General features: G+C 51.4%; 23 protein-coding genes and 5 pseudogenes. 12 read left to right on the plus strand and 16 right to left on the minus strand.

The window, feature by feature from the left end; translation table 11 throughout:
- Positions 1-11: 11 nt before the first annotated feature.
- The 5 genes from KWG61_RS00005 to KWG61_RS00025 are packed head-to-tail and all read left to right on the plus strand — an operon-like array spanning position 12 to position 4,500.
- On the plus strand, positions 12-266 hold the full coding sequence (locus KWG61_RS00005; protein WP_242744581.1) for a hypothetical protein: 255 nt from the start codon (positions 12-14) through the stop codon (positions 264-266).
- Positions 223-1,224, plus strand: coding sequence for a sugar-binding domain-containing protein (locus tag KWG61_RS00010; RefSeq protein WP_242744582.1), 1,002 nt, complete (start codon positions 223-225; stop codon positions 1,222-1,224). The genes KWG61_RS00005 and KWG61_RS00010 overlap by 44 nt, the downstream gene beginning before the upstream one ends.
- Positions 1,152-2,153 (plus strand): glycoside hydrolase family 2 TIM barrel-domain containing protein, encoded by a 1,002-nt coding sequence (locus KWG61_RS00015; RefSeq protein WP_367614414.1) that lies wholly within the window; start codon positions 1,152-1,154, stop codon positions 2,151-2,153. The genes KWG61_RS00010 and KWG61_RS00015 overlap by 73 nt, the downstream gene beginning before the upstream one ends.
- Positions 2,138-2,881 (plus strand): LamG domain-containing protein, encoded by a 744-nt coding sequence (locus KWG61_RS00020; protein WP_256460903.1) that lies wholly within the window; start codon positions 2,138-2,140, stop codon positions 2,879-2,881. Before KWG61_RS00015 ends, KWG61_RS00020 begins: the two co-directional genes overlap by 16 nt.
- A complete protein-coding gene (locus KWG61_RS00025; protein WP_242744584.1) occupies positions 2,881-4,500 on the plus strand; it encodes a beta-galactosidase domain 4-containing protein in 1,620 nt (539 codons plus the stop codon). The genes KWG61_RS00020 and KWG61_RS00025 overlap by 1 nt, the downstream gene beginning before the upstream one ends.
- An 85-nt stretch (positions 4,501-4,585) precedes the next feature.
- Here KWG61_RS00025 and KWG61_RS00030 read toward each other — a convergent pair whose 3' ends face one another.
- The 4 genes from KWG61_RS00030 to tnpB (KWG61_RS00040) form a co-directional block, all read right to left on the minus strand.
- Positions 4,586-5,596: a transposase gene (locus KWG61_RS00030; RefSeq protein ID WP_242743364.1), complete on the minus strand. Its 1,011-nt coding sequence runs from the start codon at positions 5,594-5,596 to the stop codon at positions 4,586-4,588.
- Between the two features lie 17 nt (positions 5,597-5,613).
- Positions 5,614-5,943 carry a transposase gene (locus tag KWG61_RS15655; protein WP_256460690.1) on the minus strand — a complete coding sequence of 110 codons (330 nt, stop codon included), beginning with the start codon at positions 5,941-5,943 and terminating at the stop codon, positions 5,614-5,616.
- A gap of 38 nt (positions 5,944-5,981) precedes the next feature.
- Positions 5,982-6,425: a hypothetical protein gene (locus tag KWG61_RS00035; protein WP_242743428.1), complete on the minus strand. Its 444-nt coding sequence runs from the start codon at positions 6,423-6,425 to the stop codon at positions 5,982-5,984.
- A 92-nt stretch (positions 6,426-6,517) separates the two neighbouring features.
- Positions 6,518-6,904: an IS66 family insertion sequence element accessory protein TnpB gene (gene tnpB, locus KWG61_RS00040; protein ID WP_230268547.1), complete on the minus strand. Its 387-nt coding sequence runs from the start codon at positions 6,902-6,904 to the stop codon at positions 6,518-6,520.
- 16 nt (positions 6,905-6,920) lie between these two features.
- Here tnpB (KWG61_RS00040) and KWG61_RS00045 point away from each other — a divergent pair, with 16 nt between their 5' ends.
- The 7 genes and pseudogenes from KWG61_RS00045 (at position 6,921) to KWG61_RS00075 (ending at position 12,651) form a co-directional block, all read left to right on the plus strand.
- Positions 6,921-8,972 (plus strand): LamG-like jellyroll fold domain-containing protein, encoded by a 2,052-nt coding sequence (locus KWG61_RS00045; RefSeq protein WP_367614415.1) that lies wholly within the window; start codon positions 6,921-6,923, stop codon positions 8,970-8,972.
- A 575-nt stretch (positions 8,973-9,547) separates the two neighbouring features.
- Positions 9,548-9,763, plus strand: a complete 216-nt coding sequence (locus tag KWG61_RS00050) for a hypothetical protein (protein WP_242744585.1) — start codon at positions 9,548-9,550, stop codon at positions 9,761-9,763.
- Positions 9,750-9,962, plus strand: a pseudogene (locus KWG61_RS00055) (ferrous iron transport protein A); the annotation flags it as partial. The gene KWG61_RS00050 and the pseudogene KWG61_RS00055, both read left to right, overlap by 14 nt.
- A gap of 40 nt (positions 9,963-10,002) precedes the next feature.
- Positions 10,003-10,625: pseudogene (locus tag KWG61_RS00060) on the plus strand (FeoB small GTPase domain-containing protein).
- Positions 10,547-10,711, plus strand: a pseudogene (locus KWG61_RS16780) (hypothetical protein); the annotation flags it as partial. The pseudogenes KWG61_RS00060 and KWG61_RS16780, both read left to right, overlap by 79 nt.
- A pseudogene (gene feoB / locus KWG61_RS00070) lies at positions 10,694-12,174 on the plus strand (ferrous iron transport protein B). The pseudogenes KWG61_RS16780 and feoB, both read left to right, overlap by 18 nt.
- 93 nt (positions 12,175-12,267) lie before the next feature.
- Positions 12,268-12,651 (plus strand): FeoB-associated Cys-rich membrane protein, encoded by a 384-nt coding sequence (locus tag KWG61_RS00075; RefSeq protein WP_242744587.1) that lies wholly within the window; start codon positions 12,268-12,270, stop codon positions 12,649-12,651.
- A 222-nt stretch (positions 12,652-12,873) separates the two neighbouring features.
- On the opposite strand, the gene KWG61_RS00080 is transcribed toward KWG61_RS00075, so the two are convergent.
- From KWG61_RS00080 to KWG61_RS00135, 12 genes and pseudogenes are all read right to left on the minus strand, one after another.
- Positions 12,874-13,722, minus strand: a complete 849-nt coding sequence (locus tag KWG61_RS00080; protein ID WP_242744588.1) for a LamG domain-containing protein — start codon at positions 13,720-13,722, stop codon at positions 12,874-12,876.
- Positions 13,719-16,076, minus strand: coding sequence for a beta-galactosidase domain 4-containing protein (locus KWG61_RS00085; RefSeq protein WP_242744589.1), 2,358 nt, complete (start codon positions 16,074-16,076; stop codon positions 13,719-13,721). Before KWG61_RS00085 ends, KWG61_RS00080 begins: the two co-directional genes overlap by 4 nt.
- Entirely contained in the window at positions 15,979-18,171 is a 2,193-nt protein-coding gene (locus KWG61_RS00090) for a glycoside hydrolase family 2 protein (RefSeq protein WP_242744590.1), read from the minus strand. The genes KWG61_RS00085 and KWG61_RS00090 overlap by 98 nt, the downstream gene beginning before the upstream one ends.
- A 358-nt stretch (positions 18,172-18,529) precedes the next feature.
- Positions 18,530-19,540 carry a transposase gene (locus KWG61_RS00095; protein WP_242743364.1) on the minus strand — a complete coding sequence of 337 codons (1,011 nt, stop codon included), beginning with the start codon at positions 19,538-19,540 and terminating at the stop codon, positions 18,530-18,532.
- A 17-nt stretch (positions 19,541-19,557) separates the two neighbouring features.
- The gene (locus KWG61_RS15660; protein ID WP_256460690.1) at positions 19,558-19,887 is read right to left on the minus strand and encodes a transposase; all 330 of its coding nucleotides are present in this window, start codon (positions 19,885-19,887) and stop codon (positions 19,558-19,560) included.
- Between the two features lie 37 nt (positions 19,888-19,924).
- On the minus strand, positions 19,925-20,368 hold the full coding sequence (locus KWG61_RS00100) for a hypothetical protein (protein WP_242743428.1): 444 nt from the start codon (positions 20,366-20,368) through the stop codon (positions 19,925-19,927).
- Between the two features lie 90 nt (positions 20,369-20,458).
- Complete coding sequence (gene tnpB / locus KWG61_RS00105) at positions 20,459-20,845, minus strand: IS66 family insertion sequence element accessory protein TnpB (RefSeq protein ID WP_230268547.1); 387 nt, start codon at positions 20,843-20,845, stop codon at positions 20,459-20,461.
- A gap of 183 nt (positions 20,846-21,028) precedes the next feature.
- Entirely contained in the window at positions 21,029-21,490 is a 462-nt protein-coding gene (locus KWG61_RS00110) for a hypothetical protein (protein WP_230268167.1), read from the minus strand.
- Between the two features lie 92 nt (positions 21,491-21,582).
- Positions 21,583-21,963, minus strand: coding sequence for a hypothetical protein (locus tag KWG61_RS00115; protein WP_230268166.1), 381 nt, complete (start codon positions 21,961-21,963; stop codon positions 21,583-21,585).
- Positions 21,956-22,542 (minus strand): annotated as a pseudogene (locus KWG61_RS00125) (O-methyltransferase). Before KWG61_RS00125 ends, KWG61_RS00115 begins: the two are co-directional and overlap by 8 nt.
- 142 nt (positions 22,543-22,684) lie before the next feature.
- Positions 22,685-23,047, minus strand: coding sequence for a 50S ribosomal protein L17 (gene rplQ, locus KWG61_RS00130; RefSeq protein ID WP_230268164.1), 363 nt, complete (start codon positions 23,045-23,047; stop codon positions 22,685-22,687).
- Between the two features lie 9 nt (positions 23,048-23,056).
- Positions 23,057-24,016, minus strand: a complete 960-nt coding sequence (locus tag KWG61_RS00135; protein WP_230268163.1) for a DNA-directed RNA polymerase subunit alpha — start codon at positions 24,014-24,016, stop codon at positions 23,057-23,059.
- Positions 24,017-24,052: the final 36 nt, after the last annotated feature.

The raw sequence follows: 24,052 nt of genomic DNA on the forward strand, positions 1-24,052 counted from the left end.
GAGAAACTGGAATGAAGAAACATAAGGTTTTATCGCTGCTTGTTTCTGCTGCGATGGCCTATTCCGCGTTCCCGGCGATCCCCGTCGCCGCGAAAGGAACGCCCTCTCAAGGGCTGAGTCCGGCGGATTCCATCAAAGCCAACGTCGACAAAACCAAGTTCACTCACAAGGAGTGGACGGGAACCCACTACACGGATGTGGACGGGAACCCACTACACGGATGTGGACGGCAACGCGCAGGCTGCAGAAGATGTAACCGGCATTAACCGCGAAGCCGCCAGCACCCAGATCATCCCCTATCAGAATTCTGCTGCTGCACAGAAGGCTGTATGGAACTACAACGCCCGTGAAGAATCTCAGAAAATGCAGATGCTGACCGGGGAAAACGAAAACTGGGATCTGACCGTCGTTCAGAATGAAACACTTGCCAATGAAATGATGACGGAAGATCATGCCTTCTACAAAACCGATTTCAAGAAGGGCGAAGGCGAAGACTGGAAATCCGTTACGCTGCCCCAGAACTGGACAACCCAGGGATTTGATTTCTCGATCTATACCAACACCCAGATGCCCTGGCAGTCCAAATACGACACCAATGTAGACTGCCCGGCTGCGCCGACCAACTACAATCCGGTCGGCCTGTACCGCAAGACATTCACCATTGATGATTCTCTGCGCGGAAGCGACCGCCGCATTTACCTCGATTTCCGCGGCGTTGAATCCGCCTACTACGTTTACGTGAACGGCAAGGAAGTCGGCTATTCCGAAGACACCTTCAGCCCGCACAAATTCGACATCACCGACTACGTCAACATGGACGGCGAGAACCTGCTGGCTGTCAAAGTTCACAAGTTCTGCGACGGAACCTGGTTTGAAGACCAGGACATGATCTATGACGGCGGTATTTTCCGCGATGTCTATCTGACATCCGCACCGCTCGTACAGATTCAGGACTATCACTACACCACAACACTGGATGCTTCCTACACCAACGCAGTTCTGAACGTCCAGGCCGATATCCGCAACCTTTCTTCGGCAGAAAACAGAGGCTGGACGCTTTCCGCTTCCGCGTACGATCGCCAGGGCACCGCTCTGTTTACCGATGAAAATGTCGATATTCCAAAACTCGAGAGCAGCAATACGGGAACCGTATCGCTGACTACGCTCGTAAAAATCCAAAACTCTGGTCCGCAGAAGATCCGAACCTCTACGCGCTCGTTCTGACTTTAAAGGACGGCGATGGAAACGTTGCTGAAACCGTCTCGACTCAGCTCGGTTTCCGTCAGGTCGAATTCACACGCACCGAAGTCGATTCAAACTACAACGTCACCACCACTCACTGGGACCCGATCAAAATTAACGGCAAGCGTCTGCTGCTGAAAGGCGCCAACCGTCACGACACCGACCCGTTCCACGGCAAGGCCACTCCGCAGGCGGCTATCGAAGAAGATGTGAAGCTGATGAAGCAGAACAACCTGAACGCCATCCGTACTTCGCACTACTCCAACGACGACTACCTGTACTGGCTCGCCAACGACTGGGGCATGTACCTCATCGGCGAAACGAACATGGAATGCCACGCGATCATGGGCAATTCCGAAAAGCAGGGCTGGTTCTACGAACTCGGTCTGGATCGTACAGAAACCGCCTTTAAGCGTCTGCGCAGCAACCCGTCGATTGTGATCTGGTCAATCGGAAACGAAATGACCTACAACAGCGACAAGAACTTCGCAAACGGTCTTCAGCGCGACATGATCTGGTACTTCAAAAATCATGACAGTACCCGTCCGGTTCATTCCGAAGGAAACGACGGCAACCTGGGTACCGACATGCGTTCCAACATGTACCCGAGTACGGGCACCGTATGGGATCGCGGCGGCGAAGGCAAAATGCCATACGTCATGTGCGAATACGCCCACGCGATGGGCAGCTCCGTCGGCAACCTGAAAGAATACTGGGATGCCATCCGCGCCAGTGAAAACCAGCTTGGCGGCTTTATCTGGGACTGGGTGGACCAGTCGCGCGCCGTCGATCTGAAAAATCTTGGCGTAAGCTATGGCGTTACCGAGAAAAAGGTCTGTCCGGTACAGCCAACGGCGAGTGGGTCACTTCCGAAACGCCAGACGAAACGTTCCATATTACACAGTCTTTAAACGGCTACCTCTCCTATCCGGATACTGACGGCAAAGTCGGCAGCGCACTTTCCGGCTCCGGCAAGGCGTTTACGCTGGAAGCGATCGTCAAACCGTATTCCACTGTGGCTGACGATGTCTTCCTGTCCAAGGGCGATGATCAGACCACGCTGAAAATGAACGGCGACGGCAAGCTGGAGTTCTTCGTCAAGAGCGGAAACAGCTGGTCCGGCATCCAGTGCGACGTACCAGCCAACTGGAACAACAGCTGGCATCAGATTGCCGCTACGTATGATAACGGCACGGCGAAAATTTACGCCGATGGCAAACTGCTGAAAGAAGGCACGATTGCCGCATCCATCGAATCGCAGGATCACGCGATCCAGGTCGGCGCGGATACGGTAAAAGGCCGCTACTTCAACGGTGAAGTGGCGATGGGCCGTATTTATAACAAAGCCCCCACCGCTGCAGAAATTGCCGGACAGAATTCGGCAAATCCTGCCATCAAGTCCGATGACGCTTCCGTTCTCTTCTGGGCGGATGCCGCGGATGATCACAGGGAAGCCAAGGTCGATGCCTGGGATTACTACTCCACAAAGTCGGGTCAGACCAATGGTACGAACCTGTACAAGGACGAAATCAAAGGCAAGTTCTACGGCTACGGCGGCGACTGGGGCGATCGTCCAAACGACAACTCGTTCTGCGAAAACGGCCTCGTTTCGCCAGACCGCAACCCCAGCCGGAACTGATGGAAGTCAAGAATCAGTACAAGAACTACTGGTTCAGCGCGGATGTCGACGATCTGGATGCAAAGAAAGTCAACGTCTACAACGAATCCAGCTTCACCAATCTGAACGAATACAACGTGACCTGGGAAGTTCTCGAAAACGGTATCGTTGTGAATACCGGAACGGCACAGAACGTAGATGTAAAACCGCAGACCCACGGCAGCATTTCGGTTCCATTCGAACTGCCAGCGACCATTAAAGACGGTGCGGATTATTATCTGAACCTTTACGTTTCCACAAAAGACCAGGAAAAATGGGCGGATAAAGATTTCGTTCTCTGCTGGGATCAGATTTCCATTCCAACCTCTGCTGGCCAGAAAACGCGCGCAGCCGCTTCGGATTCCGCATCCATCACCGATGGAGAAGACAAATACACCGTTGCCGGCGACAAGTACGCGTTTGAAATCGACAAATCGACCGGCATCATCAAAAACTACACCTTTAACGACAAGCTCATGCTTGAAACCGGACCAATACCCAACTTCTGGCGCGGTACGTTCGAAAACGATAAGGGCGGCTTTGACTGGAACTGGTGGAAAGGCGATGACGAACTGCGTGTAGACTCGATCTCCGCCTCCAAAGACGCAGACAATAATGACGTCATTATCACGAACGTTACCCTGCCGCAGGTCGGCAATACGTCCCTTGTCATGACGTACACCATTCTGGGCGACGGCGCAGTCAAAGTGGATATGAAAGTCGATGCCACACACAGCGGCATGGGCAGCTTCCTGCGCGTCGGCTCGCTGATGACGACCGCGGAAGGCTATGAAAATGTGAAATGGTACGGAAACGGACCGGTTGAGTCCCTCTCCGACCGCAAGACGTTCGCCCGCCAGGGCATTTACGAGTCGACCGTTGACGATCTGTTCTACCCGTATCTGAAAGTCGACGACACCGGAACGATGACCGACACGAACTGGATGGCTCTTTCCGGCGAAGGCAAGGATACCCTGCTTGTCGTTGCGACGACTCCGCTGGAAATGCAGGCTCTGCACTTCACACCGGATGATCTGAACTCCACCGATCACCCGTACGGTCTTAAACCGCGCAAGGAAACCATGGTCGGCGTCAACTACGGCAGCCGCGGAACCGGCGGTGCGACTTGCGGACCAGATACGTTAAGCCAGTACCAGCTCTACAACGATAAAGCGTACGAGTGGGAATTCACCATTCTGCCGGTGGAAGGAAGTGCCATGGACAATCAGTCGCTGACCGATACCGCCGCAGGCTATCGTACGATCGAAACGTTCGACCGTGAAAAGCATGATGCCGATCGCGCTGCCGAACTGATCGAACAGGCGGACTCCTTCATTCCGTATTCCTACAGCCAGCTCGAAGATGTTGAGACGCTCTATAATGCGCTGCTCAATATGCCAGAAGCCCAGGCGGACATTGTCAATGCGGACAAAAACCGCACCGAACTTGTAAAAGGCTATGTCGAGCAGATCCGTGCCATGAGCACGAAGATCACGCACCTCAAAGACCAGTCGAATAACCATAACGATCTGGAACTTGGCAGTGCGAAAATTGTTAAAAACGGCGACGCATATAACTTCGCCGGAACCGTTCAGACGTAAGTGTCAAACAATCGACGGGTATACGCGAGACTGAATATTAGATACGCTAAACGGGATCCCTTTCGAGATCCCGCTTGACGTATTTTTATTCTTCATCGTTTTCTTCATACTTCGGATCCGGTCCACGGTATCCAATTCGAAGATATTCAGGTAAATCCTTTGAATACGGCAGAAGTGACTTCAATACATCTACCGCGATTTCATCGTCTTTGAACCATTTGAGTTCATCCAGAACGTACTCCATGTAGCGCTCTGGATTTAAGTCGTTCATTTCAGCCGATCGAAACAAAGTCATAAACGCTGCGACGACTTCCGCACCTTTGATACTCTTCGTAGTCTGGAAGTTTTTGCGATTGATCACGAATGGCTTTACGGCTCTTTCTGCCACATTATTGTCGATCGGATAATCACCGTCTTCCAGGTACCTTCCCAACGAGTTCGCTCGATCCATGAAGTACTTGGCTGCTCTGTAGGCGGTGCTTCTTTCCTCGAATCCACTCTGAATCTCCATCATGACTCTTGTGAGTCTTTCAAAGCAGGGCTTTGAAAGTTCCTGCCGAACTTCGGTTCTCGCCTCGTGCGAGTAAGAAGCAACGTGGGATTCGATGTGGTAGAGCTTCCCGAACAGAGACAGGGCTGTGAGCAGAATCTGGAGACCCGGACTTGGTTCGGGTCTCTCTGTTTCGTCCAGCTGGGCTGCCGCTTCTGCGGCCTCTTCGTCGTTCTCCAGTGTGGTCTTTTCCCACTTCAGGACGTCTGCCTGATACTGCGCGAAGTCTGACCGGACTTTGATGGCTTCGAAGATCTTTCTTCTCGCATGGGCCATACAGTTGAGCTTTCTGCAGGGGCCATAGTAGTTGGCATATGCATAAAGCCCGTCTGTCATAAGGGCATGACGAAAAGAACCGCCAAGGAGGGCGATTACGAACTCCTGTTTCTTGTAAGGGAAAAACTTATAGACAGCCATCTGGTTCTCTTCATAGATTCCGCTGACGGCGACAACCATAGAAGACTGTTTTCGATCTTTAACCTCCGTGCACTTTAAAACCGTCTCATCCATATGGACGACGTTACAGTTTGGGAGATCCTCAATCATTTGTTTTACGAGGGGCTTCAGATAAAGATCGTAAGTTTTTCCAGGATGTTGCCCATGGTCTGACGGCTGATCGGCAGTCCCGTGAGACTCAGGTGCTTTTCCTGACGATAGGCCGGGGTTCCCATTACGAACTTATCGTAGGCAATTCCCGCGACCATAGAGGAAGTTGCGACACTCTTGTCGATCAGTGCAGGCTCGTCAGGTTCGGCGGTGCGGATGATGGCTTTCCCGTTTTCATCCGTACACTTGTTTGGGCACGCGACTGTCTCACGCAGCACTTCTTCCAGCCTATAGCGAGCGGGAATCCGATGAATCCTATAGTGACGTTTCATTCCAACAGTTTTCATCTCACAGCCGCAAACTGGGCAAATGCGCTTTTCCCCTTCTACACTGAAGGTAGTGGTTTCTTTGACCGCTTCCTGCTTTCTGCACTTGGTGGAAGGTTTTTCTTGCTTCCTTCAACAGAACTGAGCTTTAAATCTTCAGCTTCTTTACGATAGCGGTCTCCCTCTTCCTGATATTTCGCAGCCCGGTTAAAACAAACATCGGCTTTCAGATCAAGCTGAGCCAGCTGTTTATTCAGAATATTGATATCTGGGCCGCCGTCCTCGTTTTCAGAGTAATCCAGTTTCAAGGGAACCATCTTTTCCGTAGAAGGACCAAAGCGGCCGCTTTTCACGGCTTTATTGATTTCTTTAGCGAAATAGAGATCCAGGTACATATCCTCAATAAATTTGTCTTTCTCTTCTTCCGTCATGGTGCTGATCTGATGATGAAGATCTTCGAGGAGCTCGTTGCGGATTGTCTGGTAAGGGTTCGGCACATTCATGTATTAATTTTAACATATTTAGAGCGATAGATAAAGTAAATGGGATGATTTATCTTGATATTCCTTCAAGAAAATCATCCTTTTAAATTGGTTTAAACATACTTATAAGTTCGTGGCAGAAATGCCGGCTGGGGAACAATCGACAGACCGGAAAGCAGAGAAGCCAGCTGCGAACAGTCAATTCGCATGAAGTCGGACTGGTCAGTGCTGACAGGCCACTGAAGGGAAGATCTGGAGAGTCGCTTATAAACAAGCCAGAATCCATTTCCGTCACGAAGGATACCTTTGATCTTGTTCTTCTGTCGATTAACGAAGAGAAAGAGGGATCCATCCAGCGGATCCAGAGCGAGAGGTCCTTGAACCAGGGAGACGTAACCGTCAATTCCTTTGCGAAGGTCAGCAGGCATCTGAGCCAGATAGATGTTTTTAACTTTGGAGAAATCGATACCGAGATCGATTGCAGGGATGATTGATTCCATGAAAAAGCCTCCTTGAATAAAGGAATTATCCCAAGGAGGCGGTCGAGAAAATACCCGTCTTTTATTTGACGCTTACGTTCAGACCGGCCATGAAGACACCTGGAAATCCGTCTTTACCGAAGGCCAGTCCTGGACCATTTCCATCGACGCCGCACCGACGATCTGGAAAAACTACAACATGCTTGCCGGTATGGGCGACAACACCTTCGCCATGCGTTTCCGTGAAGGCTATTATGACTTCCACATTTACGACGGTAGTGACTGGCAGCCGATTGAATACAAGATGTCGGATGCTGAAAAAGCCGACACGCTCAACAAGCAGCACAACTACACGGCCGTCTTTGATGCCGACGCCCACAAGATCATCGTCTTCATCGACGGCGTCAAGAAAGCCGAAAAGACTCTGACAGAAGGCGCGTACCCGCACTATTCCGGCTACAACTTCACCCTGGGTGCCTGCCCGTCCACTGGACGCGACAGCGACGCCAAGTTCGCATCCGTAAAAGTCTTCTCCGAAGCGAAGAACGGCGAAACGCTCGCATCCGCAAAAGCGTCCGATGCGTCCACCGTCCTCTGGATCGACAACACCAGTGAAGACACCCCGCTCTTCTCTGCGGATGAAAACCCGACCATTACCGCAGCAGCCCTGAATTCCGATGCCGATACCCTCGACGCCGGCAATTCCATGGACTTCACTCTGTCGGTTACTCCGGCTGACGCGAAAATCTTCTCTGCCGACTGGACCGTTACCGACGAAAGCGGCAAGGAAATCAGCGGCGCACTCGTTTCCGGTACAGGCGCGAACGCACAGCTTCTGACCGCAAACAAACTGGATGACGGTACCGTGCTGATCGTCAAGGCCAGCAAAATTAACGGCACCGATCTGTCCGCACAGAAATCCATCACCATCCATTCTCAGTCCTCCACTGTGGCCGATGACCTTGGTCCAAACGATCTGGATACACCGCTCAACCACACCGCAGAACTCGACGAAATGGACGGCAAGACCGTCATGATCGGCGGCATGGATCTCAAGGATCCAAACAAGAAAGTTCAGAACGCCATCGCAAACGGCAGCTTTACCGTTTCGAGCTGGCTCTACGTTCCAGAAGCCCTCAAGTCTTCCGAAAGCGGGAGCTGGGAATCCGGCAGCAATAAACGCGAGAAATACAGCACCATCTTCTCGCTTGGCGACAACACCTTCTGCCTGCGCTTCTACCAGAATGCCGGCAAGACCGGTACCGCGGTTCACACATACGTGAAGTCCACGGACGGTGAATGGTACCAGGCAAGCGGCGATGATGTCGAAGACAGCTTCTTCAACAAGTGGCATGAAATCTCTGCCGTTTACGACAGTACGAACCAGACTCTGACCGCCTATATCGACGGCGTCGCCACCGGCGATCCAGTCGATGTGAACGGCAGCGTATCCGCCAGCGAAGCGCTGACCCCATCCATCGGCTACATGGCCGACAAGCCAGACCGCAAGTCGGAAATGGGCTTCTCGAACATCAAGGTTCTCTCTAAAGCCCTGAGCGCTGACGAACTCAAAGCGCTGTCTGCTGGTACATCGGATGCCGACAATGAAAACGTTGTTCTCTGGCTCGACTTTGCGGCCGACGAAATCAGCAGCGCCAGAAATGCACTGAACGCACAGCTCAACATCGCAAAAGATCTGAAGAGCGAAAACTACACAGAGGCTACCTGGAGCGCCTTTGAAAGCGCCAAAGCGGCAGCAGAATCCATCAACGGCACGTACGCTACCGCAGAAAACGTAAACAAAGCCGCTGCAGACCTGAGAGCCGCCATCGCCGGACTTGAAACCGTTGATGAGCTGGAAACATTCGATCTCACGCTTCTGCAGGCCGCCTGCACCAAAGCTGCAGAACTTGACCTCTCTGAATTTGGCACCACAGGCAAAAACGCCTTCAGCAGCGCCAAAGCCTCTGCTGATGCCGCTCTGGAGCATCCGACAAGTCAGAAAGCCGTAGACGAAAAAGCAGCCGCACTCAGCAATGCGATGCTCGCTCTGCGCAAGACTCCATCCAGCGAAAAGCTTCCTAAGTAATCAAAGCTTCTCGTCGAATCCGATTTACGCCATCGGCATTGGCCAGAAACAAACCTTTGACTGGTACGATTTAACAACCCATCGATCCCTGCGTTCCTGTTGTGGAGGGCAAGCCAGAGCAGGGACCGGCGATCGTCCATCCGTTTTGCGAAGAAATCCCTCCCATTCAATGCCTTCTTCCCTCTCGTTCTGTCGGGCAAAACAGAACAGAGAATGGAATGCACCCAGGACGTATTTCTTGTCTTCAAACCAGTCTGCAGAACGTCTCGATCCCTGCGGATCCAGAGACGGACTGCCTGAAACGAAATCAAAGGACAGACCACACCGTCCTTACAGAACATACGGGCAAAAAGCTGCCGGAAGAGTTCTTTCTTCCGACAGCTTTTCTTTGTCTAGTCAGACCATTTTCACCAGACGGTTTGCACAATTGGATTCAACATAGTTAGTCTGGACAAATTCCGTTTGACGTACATTTCAATTAGCTTATACTAAACGCTGTTAGTTAAACCTAACTATTGCCGAACGTTCTTGCAATTCCCAGCTGAAAGGAGAATCCATGATGCCTTTATCCCTTTGTGACAAGGACACGCCCCTGCAGATCGCCAAGATCACAGGCGGCGAAAAATGCGTACCCGGCTTGCCGAGCTTGGCTTTTTCCGCAGGCGAAACTCGTCGTCCGTCAGAAAATCGCAGAAAATCTGATTGTAGAAGTGAAAGGAACCCGTCTGGCGATCGATGCGTCGATGGCCAGACGCATTCTGATGGAGGAATGCCCCAATGACTCTGAATGAATTTGCCCCTGGTCATACGCTTCGCATTGTTCGTCTTTGCGGAACGGGACCCGTCAAGCGCCGCATTATGGACATGGGACTGACCAAAGGCGTGACCGTCTATATTCGAAAAGTGGCGCCCCTTGGCGATCCTATGGAACTGAATGTGCGCGGCTATGAGCTCTCTTTGCGAAAAGCCGATGCAGCCATGATCGAAGTCGAGGAAATTTCCGACAGGGCCCGCGGAAAGGAGAAAACGCATGAAGACAATCGCACTCGCCGGCAATCCCAACTGCGGCAAAACGACTTTATTCAACCAGCTCACCGGTGCGCGCCAGTACACCGGCAACTGGCCTGGCGTAACGGTGGAAAAGAAAGAAGGTCCGCTCAGAAACGATTCTTCCATTCGCCTTCAGGACCTTCCAGGCATTTATTCCCTTTCCCCTACAGTCTGGAAGAAGTCGTCTCGCGAAGCTACCTGCTTCAGGAAAAGCCGGATCTGCTTCTGAACATTGTCGATGGAACGAGTATCGAACGTAATCTGTATTTAACGACCCAGCTGCTTGAACTGGGAATTCCGGTAATCCTGGCCGTTAACATGGCCGATCTGGTCCGGGCCAGCGGCGACACGCTCGATCTGCAGAAGCTTTCCCAAAAGCTGCACATTCCGGTAATCGCCATTTCCGCTCTGAAAAAGAAGGACTGGACGAACTGGAAAAGCTCCTGCATCAAATGCCTTCCCAGCCCGAACCTCTCGATCTGTACAGCGCGAATGTACAGGCAGCGCTTGAAAAAATCGAAGCGATTCTTGCCCCGAAAACGGATACGCAGACCCGCTTCTGGTATGCGGTTAAAGTCTTCGAAAACGATGAACGCGTTCTGAACGAACTGAAGCTTTCAAAGGCACAGACGGCAGAGATTCAGGCCATTCGCAAAGAGATCGAAACGGCAATGGATGATGACTGCGAATCGATCATCACCTCTCAGCGGTATGACGCGATTGCTCGAATTCTTACAGACTGCTTTACGCGAAAAGCCCGGAAATCAGATCTTACCCTCTCCGACCGGGTCGACCGGATCGTGACGAACCGCTGGCTCGCGCTTCCCATTTTCATTTTGATCATGTATATCATCTATACGATTGCGATGGGCAGTACGGCGGTTTCCATTGGTACTATGGGAACCGACTGGGTCAATGACGTTCTTTTTGGAGAATGGATTCCAAATGGCGTGGAAAACCTGCTCGTCTGGATGCATGTCAATCCAGTGCTGGCTTCTCTGATTCAGGATGGAATAATCAGCGGCGTCGGCGCGGTTCTCGGCTTTGTGCCGCAGATTCTCGTTCTGTTTTTCCTGCTTTCCATTCTTGAAGACTGCGGCTACATGGCGCGCGTGGCGTTCATCATGGACCGCCTGTTTCGGCGGTTTGGTCTGTCTGGAAAAGCTTTATCCCGATGCTGGTTGCGACGGGATGCGGCGTTCCGGGCATTATGACCAGCCGTACGATTGAACAAGACCGGGACCGGAAGATGACGATCATGACGACCGGCTTCATTCCCTGTTCAGCCAAAATGCCGATTATCGCCCTGTTTGCGGGTGCGGTATTCGGCCAGAGTTCTCTGATCGCCGTGAGCGCATTTGTGATCGGCATCGCCGCCGTGGTCTGCTCCGGAATCATCCTGAAAAAGTTCAAGGCGTTTGCGGGAGAACCGGCGCCGTTTGTCATGGAACTGCCGGCTTACCATATGCCGACGCTGCGCAATATTTTCTCATCGACCTGGGAGCGGGGCTGGTCCTTCATCAAGCGGGCCGGTACGCTGATTCTTGCTTCGGCGATCGTGCTCTGGTTTTTACAGAGCTTTGGCTTTGAGAACGGACAGTTCGTCATGGTCGAAGACAACAACGTTTCCCTGCTGGCGTCCATCGGCCGTTCGATCGCCTGGATTTTTGCACCGCTTGGCTGGATCGGAGACATGGCCTGGAAAGCCACGGTAGCGACATTTACCGGCCTCATTGCCAAGGAAGAAGTCGTCAATACGTTTGGGGTGCTGTACTCCGCCGGGCCCGTGGCAGAAAACGGAATGGAAATCTGGACGGCGATCGCAGCCGACTTTTCGGCCCTCGCTGCCTGGAGCTTCATGATTTTCAACCTGCTCTGCGCCCCCTGCTTTGCGGCCATGGGCGCCATCAAGCGCGAAATGAACAATACAAAATGGACGCTCGCATCGATCGGCTACATGTGCGTCTTTGCCTATTCCATCGCGCTGATGGTGTATCAAATCGGCGGCCTGATCACCGGCGAAGTGGCCTTTAACGTCTTCAGCCTTGTCGCTTTTGCCCTTCTTGGGCTGCTGATTTACCTGCTGTTTCGAAAAGGCTATGAGGCGCGTAATCGGGCGCTTCCTGTGGAAATTGCCCTGGAAAAGCGATAACGCTGAATAAGCGCATCCCCTCCTCTGCCCTGAAGGCAAGACGGAAAACGGGATGCGCTCCTGCTTAATTAAAAACTGGAAAGGAGAAACACGATGTCCATTGGCGACTGGATTGTGACGCTTGGATTGGGCGCCATCGTATTCTGTATACTCTGGGGCGCACTTCATCAAAAGAAGACATCCTGCAGCGGAGACTGCGCGCACTGCTCCCATCATGTGGACTGGATGCAGATCCGAAAGGAAATTCATGCTGAAGACGGCTGTGCGAAAAGCGTCGCATCGACCCGCGCAGACCCAGGCAAAAAGCCGTCCGTTCATCTTGAAGCGGATCGTTCCGCTCTTCTTCACCCTGGGCCGTTTCTTCAATACTTTCTGCTTCTTCTGTCATTTTACGCCCCGCTCCTTTCAAAGCCGGCGCTGCTTCAGCCGCCGGCTTTTCTTTGCCCAGAAGGCGCCCGAAATTTTAAGGCGTTTTAAAACCGTGTGTCCGGCGTTTCCAGGCTGGCCGACAAAAGAAGCCCCATATGTCCCTGAAAAGGGGCATACAGAGCTTCATAGAGGTCAATTGAGCTGGAATGACTTGTACTTGCATAGCTTAGGCGGTTTATAGCCAGGATCCGCGCGCTTTACGTGGGAATCACGACGTCATCGTCATAAGCATTCAGGCGGACTAGCCATCTGGCCGCTGTGCTGCTGCGCTTAGTCGAGATCTTCGAGCTTGGAAGCGACAGGTTTGAGACGAAGAGCGAGTACCGCGTTGTTGATTTCAGCGGCTTTCTCGTTGATCATCTGCTGCGTAGCGGTTCCAGCCAGAACCTGGCTGCGCAGGTCAGAAACCGTTGCGGCTGCGTTCTTGACTGCATTGGAAATTTCCTTGTAGTCCATTGCATGCGCGTTAGCTTCTGCAGCTTTGCCGGCTGCAAGTTCGAGATAGCTCAGATCCACATCGAGCGAAGCACGCTTGCTGGCATCAAGCCAGAGAACGGTACTCTCATTGTCTGCAGTAAGGCCGGTTTTCGCTTCATCAGCGCTCAGAGCCTTATTGAAGAGACGAACAGAGACGTACTTCGCATCGCCGATACGATCCGTGTTCTGCGGGTCGATGCCGATGCAAAGCTGCTGGGCTTCGTTTACCGAGCTTGCGATGTCTACCTGGCCGACATTCTTTGTCGTATGGAGTTCGCCATCGTAGTAGATGGAGAGCGTTCCTTCCGTGTAGTCATACATCGCGGTAATGCGGTGCTGCTTGCCGACGAAATTTGCCTGTTCTTCGCTGGTGAAACCGGTGCTGTCGTTTGTGTCCGTCGCATACCAGCTGCTTCCGTTGGAAATGTGGAAGGAGAGGTTGGCATTCTGCTGACGGAGCGTGGTCAGATAGTCGCCTTTGGAAAGCAGAGTTTTCTGTCCGGACATGGTTGTCGGAATAATCACGGTTTCCATCGTCCAGGATTTGCCTGCCGCAAAGACAGGAGCAATCACGTCGTTGTGACCGAGGTACGCGTAGCCGCCAAAGGCTTCGGTGCCGTCGGCTTCACGCGCGAATTTCATCGTATCTTCCAGAGGTACGTCGAGATGGTTTTTGACTGGTCTTTCAGAACGCTGATTTTGCCTACGAAGGCTTCGACTTCCGCAACGATTCCGCTGACTTTGGTCTTGTTGTCTTCGGTGATCTTCGCTTTTACAGAATCTGGCAGAGCGTCGTATTCCGCTTTGAGCGCCTTAGCCTCGTCAAGCTGAGAAGCCTGAGCCGGCAGGAACGCGGTGATCTTTTCGTTCATCGCGTCTGCGGCGTTCTCAACGATATCTTCGGTGGTCAGAATCTGTGCGTTGTGGAACGTATGGTATTCGGTAGAAATGTCTTCTTTGGTTTTTGCGACTGGAACCAGAGTGAATTCCCACTCGTAAACCTGGTTTGGCAGACGGTATTCTGCGCGGGTGCCTTCCCCGCAGGTGGCGCCGCCGGTACCCTTGGATCCGTAGTTGATGCCGATTACGGTATCCTTCATCGGTGTCAGTTCGTACGGATGGCTGGCTGCGTTCATCTGTTCTGGGGTGAAGTGCAGAGCACTGGTCTGAACGGTGTTCTTAGCGACAACGAGCAGGTCGGTATCGCTGTTTGTCGAGGAGACGCGCATCCAGCGGGTGCCTGGATACATACCGGTGTCATCGACTTTGATGTACGGGTAGAAGTTTTCCGAAACGGTCTTGGAGAAGGTTGTCGCACGAGCGGATGTCATACGGTCAAGGAGCGTTTCATCCGGTCCGTCCGCATACCAGCTGACGTTTTCGTATCCTTCCGGAAGAATCATGTTCGAGCCGACCATGATGTAGTTGCCCATGGTGGTGTTTGTCGCATCGCTCTTCATGTGCATCGTTACGGCACCGCTGCCGTCGATCGTGTAGACGATGGTCACTTTCGCATCCTGCGCGCTTGGCAGAGTCAGAACGGCGGTAATGACGTTCTTGCCGTTTTCCACAGCAGCTGTTACTTCCGCTGTGGCGTTATTCATGGCATTTCTCCAGTTGTGGTCGAAGATGGAATCGCCTTCGCGCTCATCGTTTTCGGTCAGGCAGCGCCAGAAGTTCGGTTTTGGACCTTCCTTAATGACAGTGTCATCGCCGTAAACGTAGTTGAGCATCTGACCGCTCGTCTTATCGATATCAAAGGAGAAGCCGTTTCCAGTAACGGTGAATTTGGTATCGTCCGGAGTAACCGTTACCGGGTTCGTATTGGCTGCTGCCTGATACTGTGCCTGGTCGGTTGGCAGAACAAACTGCGCGTAAGACAGTTCGTGGCCGGCTTTGGCCCAGTCGGTGTCGTTTTTCAGTTTTGCACGTACGTTGAGCAGATATTCGCATCCGTCCTTGAGCTCTGGGAATTCATACGGAACGGAAATTTCCTGCGTTTCGCGTCCTTCAATGCTTGGTGTAACTACCGTTCCGCTCTTAACGACTTTGCCGTCTTCAAGAACTTCCCATTCCACATCGTATTCGTTGAAGTTAGCGAAGTTGTTTTCGTTGTAGACGGTGACTTTCTTGGACAGCAGCTGCATTTCCGTCGCGGTGAACCAAAGGTTCTGGTACTGGAATTTGACTTCGTTCAGTTCCGGCTGCGGGTCGCGGTTGGCGGAAACCAGACCGTTTGCGCAGAAGGAGTTGTCGTTTGGAACATCGCCCCAGTCGCCGCCGTACGCCAGGAAGTGTCCTTCGGCTTCCTCTGGATAAATGCCGGCATGCGCGCCTTCGGTACTGTAGTAATCCCAGACACTCGTATCCTTATCAGTCAGCTGTGTGGTTTCCTTGTCCGCATAGTCAACCCAGAGGACTACAGAGTCATCGCCTTTGCCGATGGCCGGCTCTGCGGAGTGCTGGCCTCTGACTTCGTCCGCCGTGAGGGCCTTGTTATAAATGCGGGCAATGGAAATGTCGCCGTTGACGCGGCGCAGATTGACTTCGGTCTGTGCGCCTACGCCCAGCTGGTAACTGGTGTTTTTGATGGTGATGTTGCCTGTGGACTTGGTGTCGCCGTATTTTTCTCCGTTGATGTACAGATTTACGGTGCCCTTATCGTAGGTCACGGTCAGATGCTGCCAGTTGTTGGCCCAGTTTTCCGGGATCGGCCAGGTTACGCTTCTCCAGGTACTGTCGTAAACGTAGAACTCAATCTGGTTGGACTTGTTCGTCTTGAGCGCTACCTGCGAGTCGCCCTTGGTCAGATACACATCATCGCTGGCCACGGATTTTGGCTTCACGTTGACTTCGAGCGTGAACGTACGGTCCGCGCCGCTGAGGGTTTCATCGATCTTATCGTTCTGGTCGATCAGAAGGTAGCCGCTGAAGCGCTGCGCCGCCGTTGAGGGTTTTGCTGCCGTCCAGGCCGGTCTGCAGATCCTTCCGTTCACCTTCGGCTGTACCGGTGAGGTTATGCTGGGCTTCCTTGAAGTTCCAGCCAGCGAAGAAGTCGCTGAGGCTCTTGTAGCGTGACTGGTCTACCCAGTCCCAGACAAAGGCGCCGGCCATGTTGTCTGCGGAGCGGATGACATCCCAGTAGTCGGAAATGTGTCCGGTCGAGTTGCCCATCGAGTGAACATACTCGGTCAGAACGTAAGGAATCTTGCCTTCGCCGGCATAGTACTTAATGCCGTCTACGCCAGTATACTGTTCGCCGTGCAGATCGCCGCCCATGTCAGGGCCGAACGATTCAAACAGAACCGGACGGGTCGGGTCTTCTTCCTTGAAATAGCGCATCGCATCGCGGAAGACGTAGTTGCCGTCGTCGAGTTTATACGGTCGTGCAGTTTCGTTTCCTAAAGACCACATCACGACGGACGGATTGTTTTTCAGACGTTCAAACGCCGTTTCTTCACGGTCCATGATGACGTTGTAGAATTTTGCTTTGTAGCGCGAGGCAATGCCAGACTCGCCGCCCAGCCAGCCGTCGGACATGAAGCAGTGGGATTCCACGTTTGTTTCGGCCATGATGTACAGGCCCCAGCGGTTAGCCAGCCAGTACAGGTAGTCGTCGTTGGAATAGTGAGAGGTACGGATCGCGTTGATGTTGTTCTGCTTCATCAGGCTCAGATCGGCTTCCACCGATTTCATCGGGGTGGCTTTGCCGTAAACCGGATCGGAGTCGTGACGGTCGGTACCTTTGAGCAGCAGATTTTCACCGTTGATCTTGATTGGATCCCACTTCGTCGTGGTGGTCCAGCCATCGTCATCGGTCTGGGTATGCGTGTATTCGATTTCGCGGAAACCAAGCTGTGTGGACAGCGTTTCGACAACATTTCCGTCGGCATCTTTCAGATGCAGAACGAGCGCATACAGGTTTGGATGTTCGGAACTCCAGAGTTTTGGATTGTTGACGCGGGAAGTAATCTGAACGATGCCTTCCTCGCCGGCGTTTACAGATACAGCCTGGCTGATATCTGTGGCATTGGCCTGAATGTTCGTACCGTCTTCGTCATAAACGGCCAGATCCACGCTCCAGTTTTCAAGATTGGAAGACGAAAGGTTGCTTACATCCATCTTCACTTTCAGATCGGCATTGGTGTACGTCGAATCGAGATCGGTTTCCACTTTGTAGTCCTTGATCTGGGCGAGCGGTGCGGAAGTCAGGAAGACGTCGCGGAAAATACCGCCGTCATAAATCATGTCCTGGTCTTCCATCCATACGGCGTCGGAAAATTTCAGAACTTTAACCGCCAGGAAGTTATCGCCTTCCTGCAGGTAATCGGTGATATCAAATTTGTGCGGCGAGAAAGTATCTTCGGAATAGCCGACTTCATGGCCGTTGACATACACGTAATACGCAGACTCAACGCCCTGGAAGTTAATGTACACGCGGCGGCTGTCATCGAGCATGCCTTTTTTGAGTGTGAAGTTTTTGCGGTACATGCCGACCGGATTGTAGTGGGTCGGAGCGGCAGGCGCCAGGTTTGGCGAGGTGCTGTCGCCGTATTTGGTCTGCCATGGAATGGTCTGGTTGGTGTAAATGGAGAAATCAAAACCCTGCATCGTCCAGGAACAGGGGAGCGTAACGTCTTTCCATGCATCATTGGAGAACTCTTTACTGGTGAACCCGTTTGCGCCTTCAAATTTTTCGGCGGCTTCCGGATTCTGAACCACATTGAGCTGCCATGTCTCGTTGTCTCCTGTCAGCATCTGCATGTAGTCCGAATTTTCTCTGGCCTTGTATTCAAAGGCACTTTTTCGTGCGGATGCGTCGTCCTGGAACGGAACGATCATGGTCGAAGCATCTTCCCGATTCACGCCAAAGGTGTCGACATAGTTTTCAGTCTTGCCATCGACGGTGTAATCGGTACCGCTCCACTCCATCCCTGTGAATTTAGAAGCGGCAGGATCCTGTGTAACGGAATCGTTTGGCTTCAGATCGCTGGCTCGTTCGCCCTGAGCAGCAATCGGAGTCGCAGCCAGGAAAGCCTGCGCGGCTAAAACACCAGAGAGGAGCTGAGCAGTCAGTCTTCTCTTATTCATACTGTTTCAATCCTTTCTCTTTCCTCTTCTGCCGGTTCGGGCAGAATGAATCACTTAGATTATATTGGTCTTCACGGTGTCGATTCAATGTTTTTTGAAAGCACTTTCCTCTTTTTTGATTCAGTTCAGTCCGTTTGGCGATTCGTACACGTGTTTTATTTTATATTCGCCGTGTATTTTAAAGGATTAGAATTTGTCAAGATCCATTTCTTTCTTTCTGTTGGAAACGCCCGTCTGCAGATGTTTGCTTTTGGGATACGAATTTGAGGTAAGTGTCAAACAATCGACGGGTATACGCGAGACTGAATATTAGATACGCTAAACGGGATCCCTTTCGAGATCCCGCTTGGCGTATTTTTTATTCTTCATCGTTTTCTTCATACTTCGGATCCGGTCCACGGTATCCAATTCGAAGATATTCAGGTAAATCCTTTGAATACGGCAGAAGTGACTTCAATACATCTACCGCGATTTCATCGTCTTTGAACCATTTGAGTTCATCCAGAACGTACTCCATGTAGCGCTCTGGATTTAAGTCGTTCATTTCAGCCGATCGAAACAAAGTCATAAACGCTGCGACGACTTCCGCACCTTTGATACTCTTCGTAGTCTGGAAGTTTTTGCGATTGATCACGAATGGCTTTACGGCTCTTTCTGCCACATTATTGTCGATCGGATAATCACCGTCTTCCAGGTACCTTCCCAGCGAGTTCGCTCGATCCATGAAGTACTTGGCTGCTCTGTAGGCGGTGCTTCTTTCCTCGAATCCACTCTGAATCTCCATCATGACTCTTGTGAGTCTTTCAAAGCAGGGCTTTGAAAGTTCCTGCCGAACTTCGGTTCTCGCCTCGTGCGAGTAAGAAGCAACGTGGGATTCGATGTGGTAGAGCTTCCCGAACAGAGACAGGGCTGTGAGCAGAATCTGGAGACCCGGACTTGGTTCGGGTCTCTCTGTTTCGTCCAGCTGGGCTGCCGCTTCTGCGGCCTCTTCGTCGTTCTCCAGTGTGGTCTTTTCCCACTTCAGGACGTCTGCCTGATACTGCGCGAAGTCTGACCGGACTTTGATGGCTTCGAAGATCTTTCTTCTCGCATGGGCCATACAGTTGAGCTTTCTGCAGGGGCCATAGTAGTTGGCATATGCATAAAGCCCGTCTGTCATAAGGGCATGACGAAAAGAACCGCCAAGGAGGGCGATTACGAACTCCTGTTTCTTGTAAGGGAAAAACTTATAGACAGCCATCTGGTTCTCTTCATAGATTCCGCTGACGGCGACAACCATAGAAGACTGTTTTCGATCTTTAACCTCCGTGCACTTTAAAACCGTCTCATCCATATGGACGACGTTACAGTTTGGGAGATCCTCAATCATTTGTTTTACGAGGGGCTTCAGATAAAGATCGTAAGTTTTTCCAGGATGTTGCCCATGGTCTGACGGCTGATCGGCAGTCCCGTGAGACTCAGGTGCTTTTCCTGACGATAGGCCGGGGTTCCCATTACGAACTTATCGTAGGCAATTCCCGCGACCATAGAGGAAGTTGCGACACTCTTGTCGATCAGTGCAGGCTCGTCAGGTTCGGCGGTGCGGATGATGGCTTTCCCGTTTTCATCCGTACACTTGTTTGGGCACGCGACTGTCTCACGCAGCACTTCTTCCAGCCTATAGCGAGCGGGAATCCGATGAATCCTATAGTGACGTTTCATTCCAACAGTTTTCATCTCACAGCCGCAAACTGGGCAAATGCGCTTTTCCCTTCTACACTGAAGGTAGTGGTTTCTTTGACCGCTTCCTGCTTTCTGCACTTGGTGGAAGGTTTTTCTTGCTTCCTTCAACAGAACTGAGCTTTAAATCTTCAGCTTCTTTACGATAGCGGTCTCCCTCTTCCTGATATTTCGCAGCCCGGTTAAAACAAACATCGGCTTTCAGATCAAGCTGAGCCAGCTGTTTATTCAGAATATTGATATCTGGGCCGCCGTCCTCGTTTTCAGAGTAATCCAGTTTCAAGGGAACCATCTTTTCCGTAGAAGGACCAAAGCGGCCGCTTTTCACGGCTTTATTGATTTCTTTAGCGAAATAGAGATCCAGGTACATATCCTCAATAAATTTGTCTTTCTCTTCTTCCGTCATGGTGCTGATCTGATGATGAAGATCTTCGAGGAGCTCGTTGCGGATTGTCTGGTAAGGGTTCGGCACATTCATGTATTAATTTTAACATATTTAGAGCGATAGATAAAGTAAATAGGATGATTTATCTTGATATTCCTTCAAAAATCATCCTTTTAAATTGGTTTAAACATACTTATAAGTTCGTGGCAGAAATGCCGGCTGGGGAACAATCGACAGACCGGAAAGCAGAGAAGCCAGCTGCGAACAGTCAATTCGCATGAAGTCGGACTGGTCAGTGCTGACAGGCCACTGAAGGGAAGATCTGGAGAGTCGCTTATAAACAAGCCAGAATCCATTTCCGTCACGAAGGATACCTTTGATCTTGTTCTTCTGTCGATTAACGAAGAGAAAGAGGGATCCATCCAGCGGATCCAGAGCGAGAGGTCCTTGAACCAGGGAGACGTAACCGTCAATTCCTTTGCGAAGGTCAGCAGGCATCTGAGCCAGATAGATGTTTTTAACTTTGGAGAAATCGATACCGAGATCGATTGCAGGGATGATTGATTCCATGAAAAAGCCTCCTTGAATAAAGGAATTATCCCAAGGAGGCGGTCGAGAAAATACCCGTCTTTTATTTGACGCTTACAATTTGAGAACAGATCATCCGCATACAAAAAGGCTCTCGCTTTCCGGGCTGGTTCGTCCGTTGCGAGAGCCTTGTTTCTGTTGAATTGGATCTGATCCTTTTTCAGATTATTCGAGGGCGTAGCCGATATACTCGACGCTGCGGCTGCTTAAAATCTTTTCGAGTTCCTCAACGAACTCCTGAATTTCCTGTTCGTCTTTCGGACCGCTGAGCGTAATGTCGAGAATCATGCCTTCGTGATCGTATGTGCTCGAATACCCGGCTGCGGCCAGCTGTTCCTGGACAGCCTGTACATCGTTGGGGCTTGCCATCAGGGATACGTTAATGATTTCGCCCTGATCGAGCGTGCCCAGCTGTTCAAAGTCTTCTTTCAGATAATCCGGTGCAGCATCTGTATTCGAGGAAACGAAATCGGTGGAAGAGGACGTTGGATCATCGCCCATCAGATAGGCGTCTAGCTCTTCCATCTCACGGTTGCGCCGTTCGAAGAAATACACAATGGCTGCGACGGCAGCGGCGATCGCCGCCAGAGCGGCCACAAATTTCAGAAACCTGTTGAGACCTTTCATGATTTACCCTTCTTTCTTCAGGCGGATTTTGGACAGCTCTAATCGGAAGCTGTACAGCAGCCTGCTTTCTTTCCTCATAAGAGGAAGAGACTTTATTCTTCAGTGGATTTCGGCTTGTTTTCCGCTGGCGTTTCGGATTCGTGTTCCGGTGTCGTCGTTTCAGCCGTTACGGATTCGTCTGTAACCGGTACGGGTTCTTCTTCGGGAAGAATGGCAGGAAGAGACTGTTCTTCGTCTGTGCTCTCTTCTGCCGGTTCTGGCTTGGCGGTTTCTTCCGGTGCAGATTTTACTTCTGCGGTATCCGTCGGCGTTTCCTTCGCTGCGTCATCTGCGTCGGTTTCCGGAGTTTTCTGGATTTCGTAATCCCAGTCTTCCTCGTCCATAGCGCGGTCGTCTTCGTATTTCTTAATCAGACCGAGTACAAGCCCGGCTGCTGCGACGACGGCACCAGTTTTCAATAAGAATTTAAGCATGTTTCCTCCTTGTGAGAGCGAGACCATCCCCGATGTTCAGAATGGTCGTTTCAAACTCCTCGTTGGTTTCAAGAAACTCCCAGTACGCCCGAAGTCTTCGAATCAGACCTTTCGTATGTCGATTATGCGTTCGTTCCGGATGTTCGACCAGGCCATGGAAAAACATGTTGTCGGTAATGATCAGACCATTCTCGGAAAGTAGCGGACTGTATTTCTCAAAAAGCGTCTGTACTGGCTTTTGGCAGCATCGATAAAAATCAGATCAAATGTCTGGCCGCTCAGATCGACATCTCGGGCGTCGCCTTCAATAAAGGTAATGCGATCTTTCTGTTCACTGGCTTCGATGTTTTTCCTGGCCTGGGCGGCCATTTCAGGATCCCGCTCAATCGTCATGACCTGAAGATCGGGGAGAATGCGGGCCGCTTCAATGGAAGTTCGGCCAATGGCGGTTCCAATTTCAAGAAAGGTCGAAGGACGGTATTCCAGAAGAATTTTCTCCAGCCATTCCATCGACTCGTCCATCAGAATCGGGATCTGATGGGCATGTCCATACTGCGTAAGCTGTTCAAACGTACTCATGGTTTTATGGTATCACAATTCATATTTCCGCTTTGACGGACTCCCGGTTTTTTGAACAGACGAAAGAGTATCTCGGTCCAGATTTTTCAAAAGAGCGAAAAAGAGAAGGCCGAAGCCTTCTTCAAATTGGTTATATGATCGTTTACTTCACGAATTCAACGATTGCCATCGGAGCAGCATCACCGCGACGGATGCGTGTTTTAACAACACGTGTGTATCCGCCGGTACGATCCGCATAAGCGGGTCCGATTTCGTCGAACAGTTTCTGCAGAGCAGTAGTGCCTTCGTCATCAACTTCAACGTTGCGAACAAACGCAGCTGCCTGACGGCGAGCGTGAAGATCTCCACGTTTAGCGAGAGTGACGAGACGATCCATCACTGAACTGAGCTCTTTGGCTTTCATTTCAGTGGTTTCCATTGAGCCGTTTTCGATCAGCGAAGTGGCCATGTTGCGAAGCAGGGCTTTACGATGATCAGAAGTGCGGCCGAGTTTACGGTTTTTCATCTTTGACTCCTATTGATTATCTCCGCCGGCCTTAAAGGAAAGACCGAGGGAGTAGATTTTGTCTTTGATTTCAAGCAGCGATTTCTTGCCAAGGTTTCTGACATGCTGCATTTCGTATTCAGTCTTCTGGCACAGTTCATCTACGGTGGAAATACCGGCACGTTTCAGACAGTTGTAGGAACGAACCGAAAGTTCAAGGTCTTCAATCATCTTGGATTTGAGCGATGCATTGCGTTCCTTGAGAATCTCTTCTTCTTCAAGAGCCGGATCCTCCTGCGCCACATTGGCTTCACCGATAATCGCAAGGTGATCGCGCAGGATCTTCGATGCGATGGCGAGCGTCTGGAACGGTTTGAGAGTTCCGTCGGTTTCAATCTCCATCGTCAGTACGTCATAAGGCTTGTGGTCCTCGTTGTATTCCGAACGTGTGGAATAGGCAACGCGTACTACCGGGGAGAAAAGAGAATCGGTGTAGATGACTCCGATCGGGGAGTTCGGGCCAGCGTGGCGGTGCTTGTTGATATCAGCTGCCACAAAGCCGCGGCCAAGTTTGGCCTGCATTTCCATGGAAAATTCCTTACCGGCAGACAGAGTACAGATCGGAAGATCCGGGTTAAGCACTTTAACCCCTTCCGGGCACTGAATATCGCCTGCAGTGACAACGCATGGTCCTGTTTCATGAATGCGCAATGTATAAATCTCGTTGTCGCTGATATCGATACTCAGAATCAGTTTTTTCAGGTTCAGGATGATCGCCGAAACGTCTTCGGTGACGCCCTCCACACCTGTAAACTCGTGATAGACGTCATCAATTCGAATGCTGAAGACAGCGCCTCCAGGAATTGCAGAGAGAAGCACTCTTCTCAGTGAATTTCCCAGGGTAATTCCGAACTGATCCGGGAGAGGCGACATTTCGAATTTTCCAAGGGTATCAGTCTCTTCCAGCGTAGTAATCTCGTAGTTAGTCATTCTGCCGGGCCTCCTTTATTTCCCAATAGAGCGATG

Source organism: Allobaculum sp. Allo2 (assembly GCF_022701175.1).
Taxonomy (GTDB): Bacteria; Bacillota_I; Bacilli_A; order Erysipelotrichales; family Erysipelotrichaceae; genus Allobaculum; species Allobaculum fili.

Coding starts and splice junctions, on each gene's coding strand:
- KWG61_RS00135 (WP_230268163.1), bottom strand. CDS start 24,016: ATGACTAACTACGAGATTACTACGCTGGAAGAGACTGATACCCTTGGA.
- rplQ (WP_230268164.1), bottom strand. CDS start 23,047: ATGAAAAACCGTAAACTCGGCCGCACTTCTGATCATCGTAAAGCCCTG.
- KWG61_RS00115 (WP_230268166.1), bottom strand. CDS start 21,963: ATGCTTAAATTCTTATTGAAAACTGGTGCCGTCGTCGCAGCAGCCGGG.
- tnpB (WP_230268547.1), bottom strand. CDS start 6,904: ATGGAATCAATCATCCCTGCAATCGATCTCGGTATCGATTTCTCCAAA.
- KWG61_RS00080 (WP_242744588.1), bottom strand. CDS start 13,722: ATGAAATTCGCGCGTGAAGCCGACGGCACCGAAGCCTTTGGCGGCTAC.
- KWG61_RS00005 (WP_242744581.1), top strand. CDS start 12: ATGAAGAAACATAAGGTTTTATCGCTGCTTGTTTCTGCTGCGATGGCC.
- KWG61_RS00025 (WP_242744584.1), top strand. CDS start 2,881: ATGGAAGTCAAGAATCAGTACAAGAACTACTGGTTCAGCGCGGATGTC.
- KWG61_RS00090 (WP_242744590.1), bottom strand. CDS start 18,171: ATGAATAAGAGAAGACTGACTGCTCAGCTCCTCTCTGGTGTTTTAGCC.
- KWG61_RS00110 (WP_230268167.1), bottom strand. CDS start 21,490: ATGAAAGGTCTCAACAGGTTTCTGAAATTTGTGGCCGCTCTGGCGGCG.
- KWG61_RS00075 (WP_242744587.1), top strand. CDS start 12,268: ATGTCCATTGGCGACTGGATTGTGACGCTTGGATTGGGCGCCATCGTA.
- KWG61_RS00095 (WP_242743364.1), bottom strand. CDS start 19,540: ATGATTGAGGATCTCCCAAACTGTAACGTCGTCCATATGGATGAGACG.
- KWG61_RS15660 (WP_256460690.1), bottom strand. CDS start 19,887: ATGAAAACTGTTGGAATGAAACGTCACTATAGGATTCATCGGATTCCC.
- tnpB (WP_230268547.1), bottom strand. CDS start 20,845: ATGGAATCAATCATCCCTGCAATCGATCTCGGTATCGATTTCTCCAAA.
- KWG61_RS15655 (WP_256460690.1), bottom strand. CDS start 5,943: ATGAAAACTGTTGGAATGAAACGTCACTATAGGATTCATCGGATTCCC.
- KWG61_RS00035 (WP_242743428.1), bottom strand. CDS start 6,425: ATGAATGTGCCGAACCCTTACCAGACAATCCGCAACGAGCTCCTCGAA.
- KWG61_RS00030 (WP_242743364.1), bottom strand. CDS start 5,596: ATGATTGAGGATCTCCCAAACTGTAACGTCGTCCATATGGATGAGACG.
- KWG61_RS00100 (WP_242743428.1), bottom strand. CDS start 20,368: ATGAATGTGCCGAACCCTTACCAGACAATCCGCAACGAGCTCCTCGAA.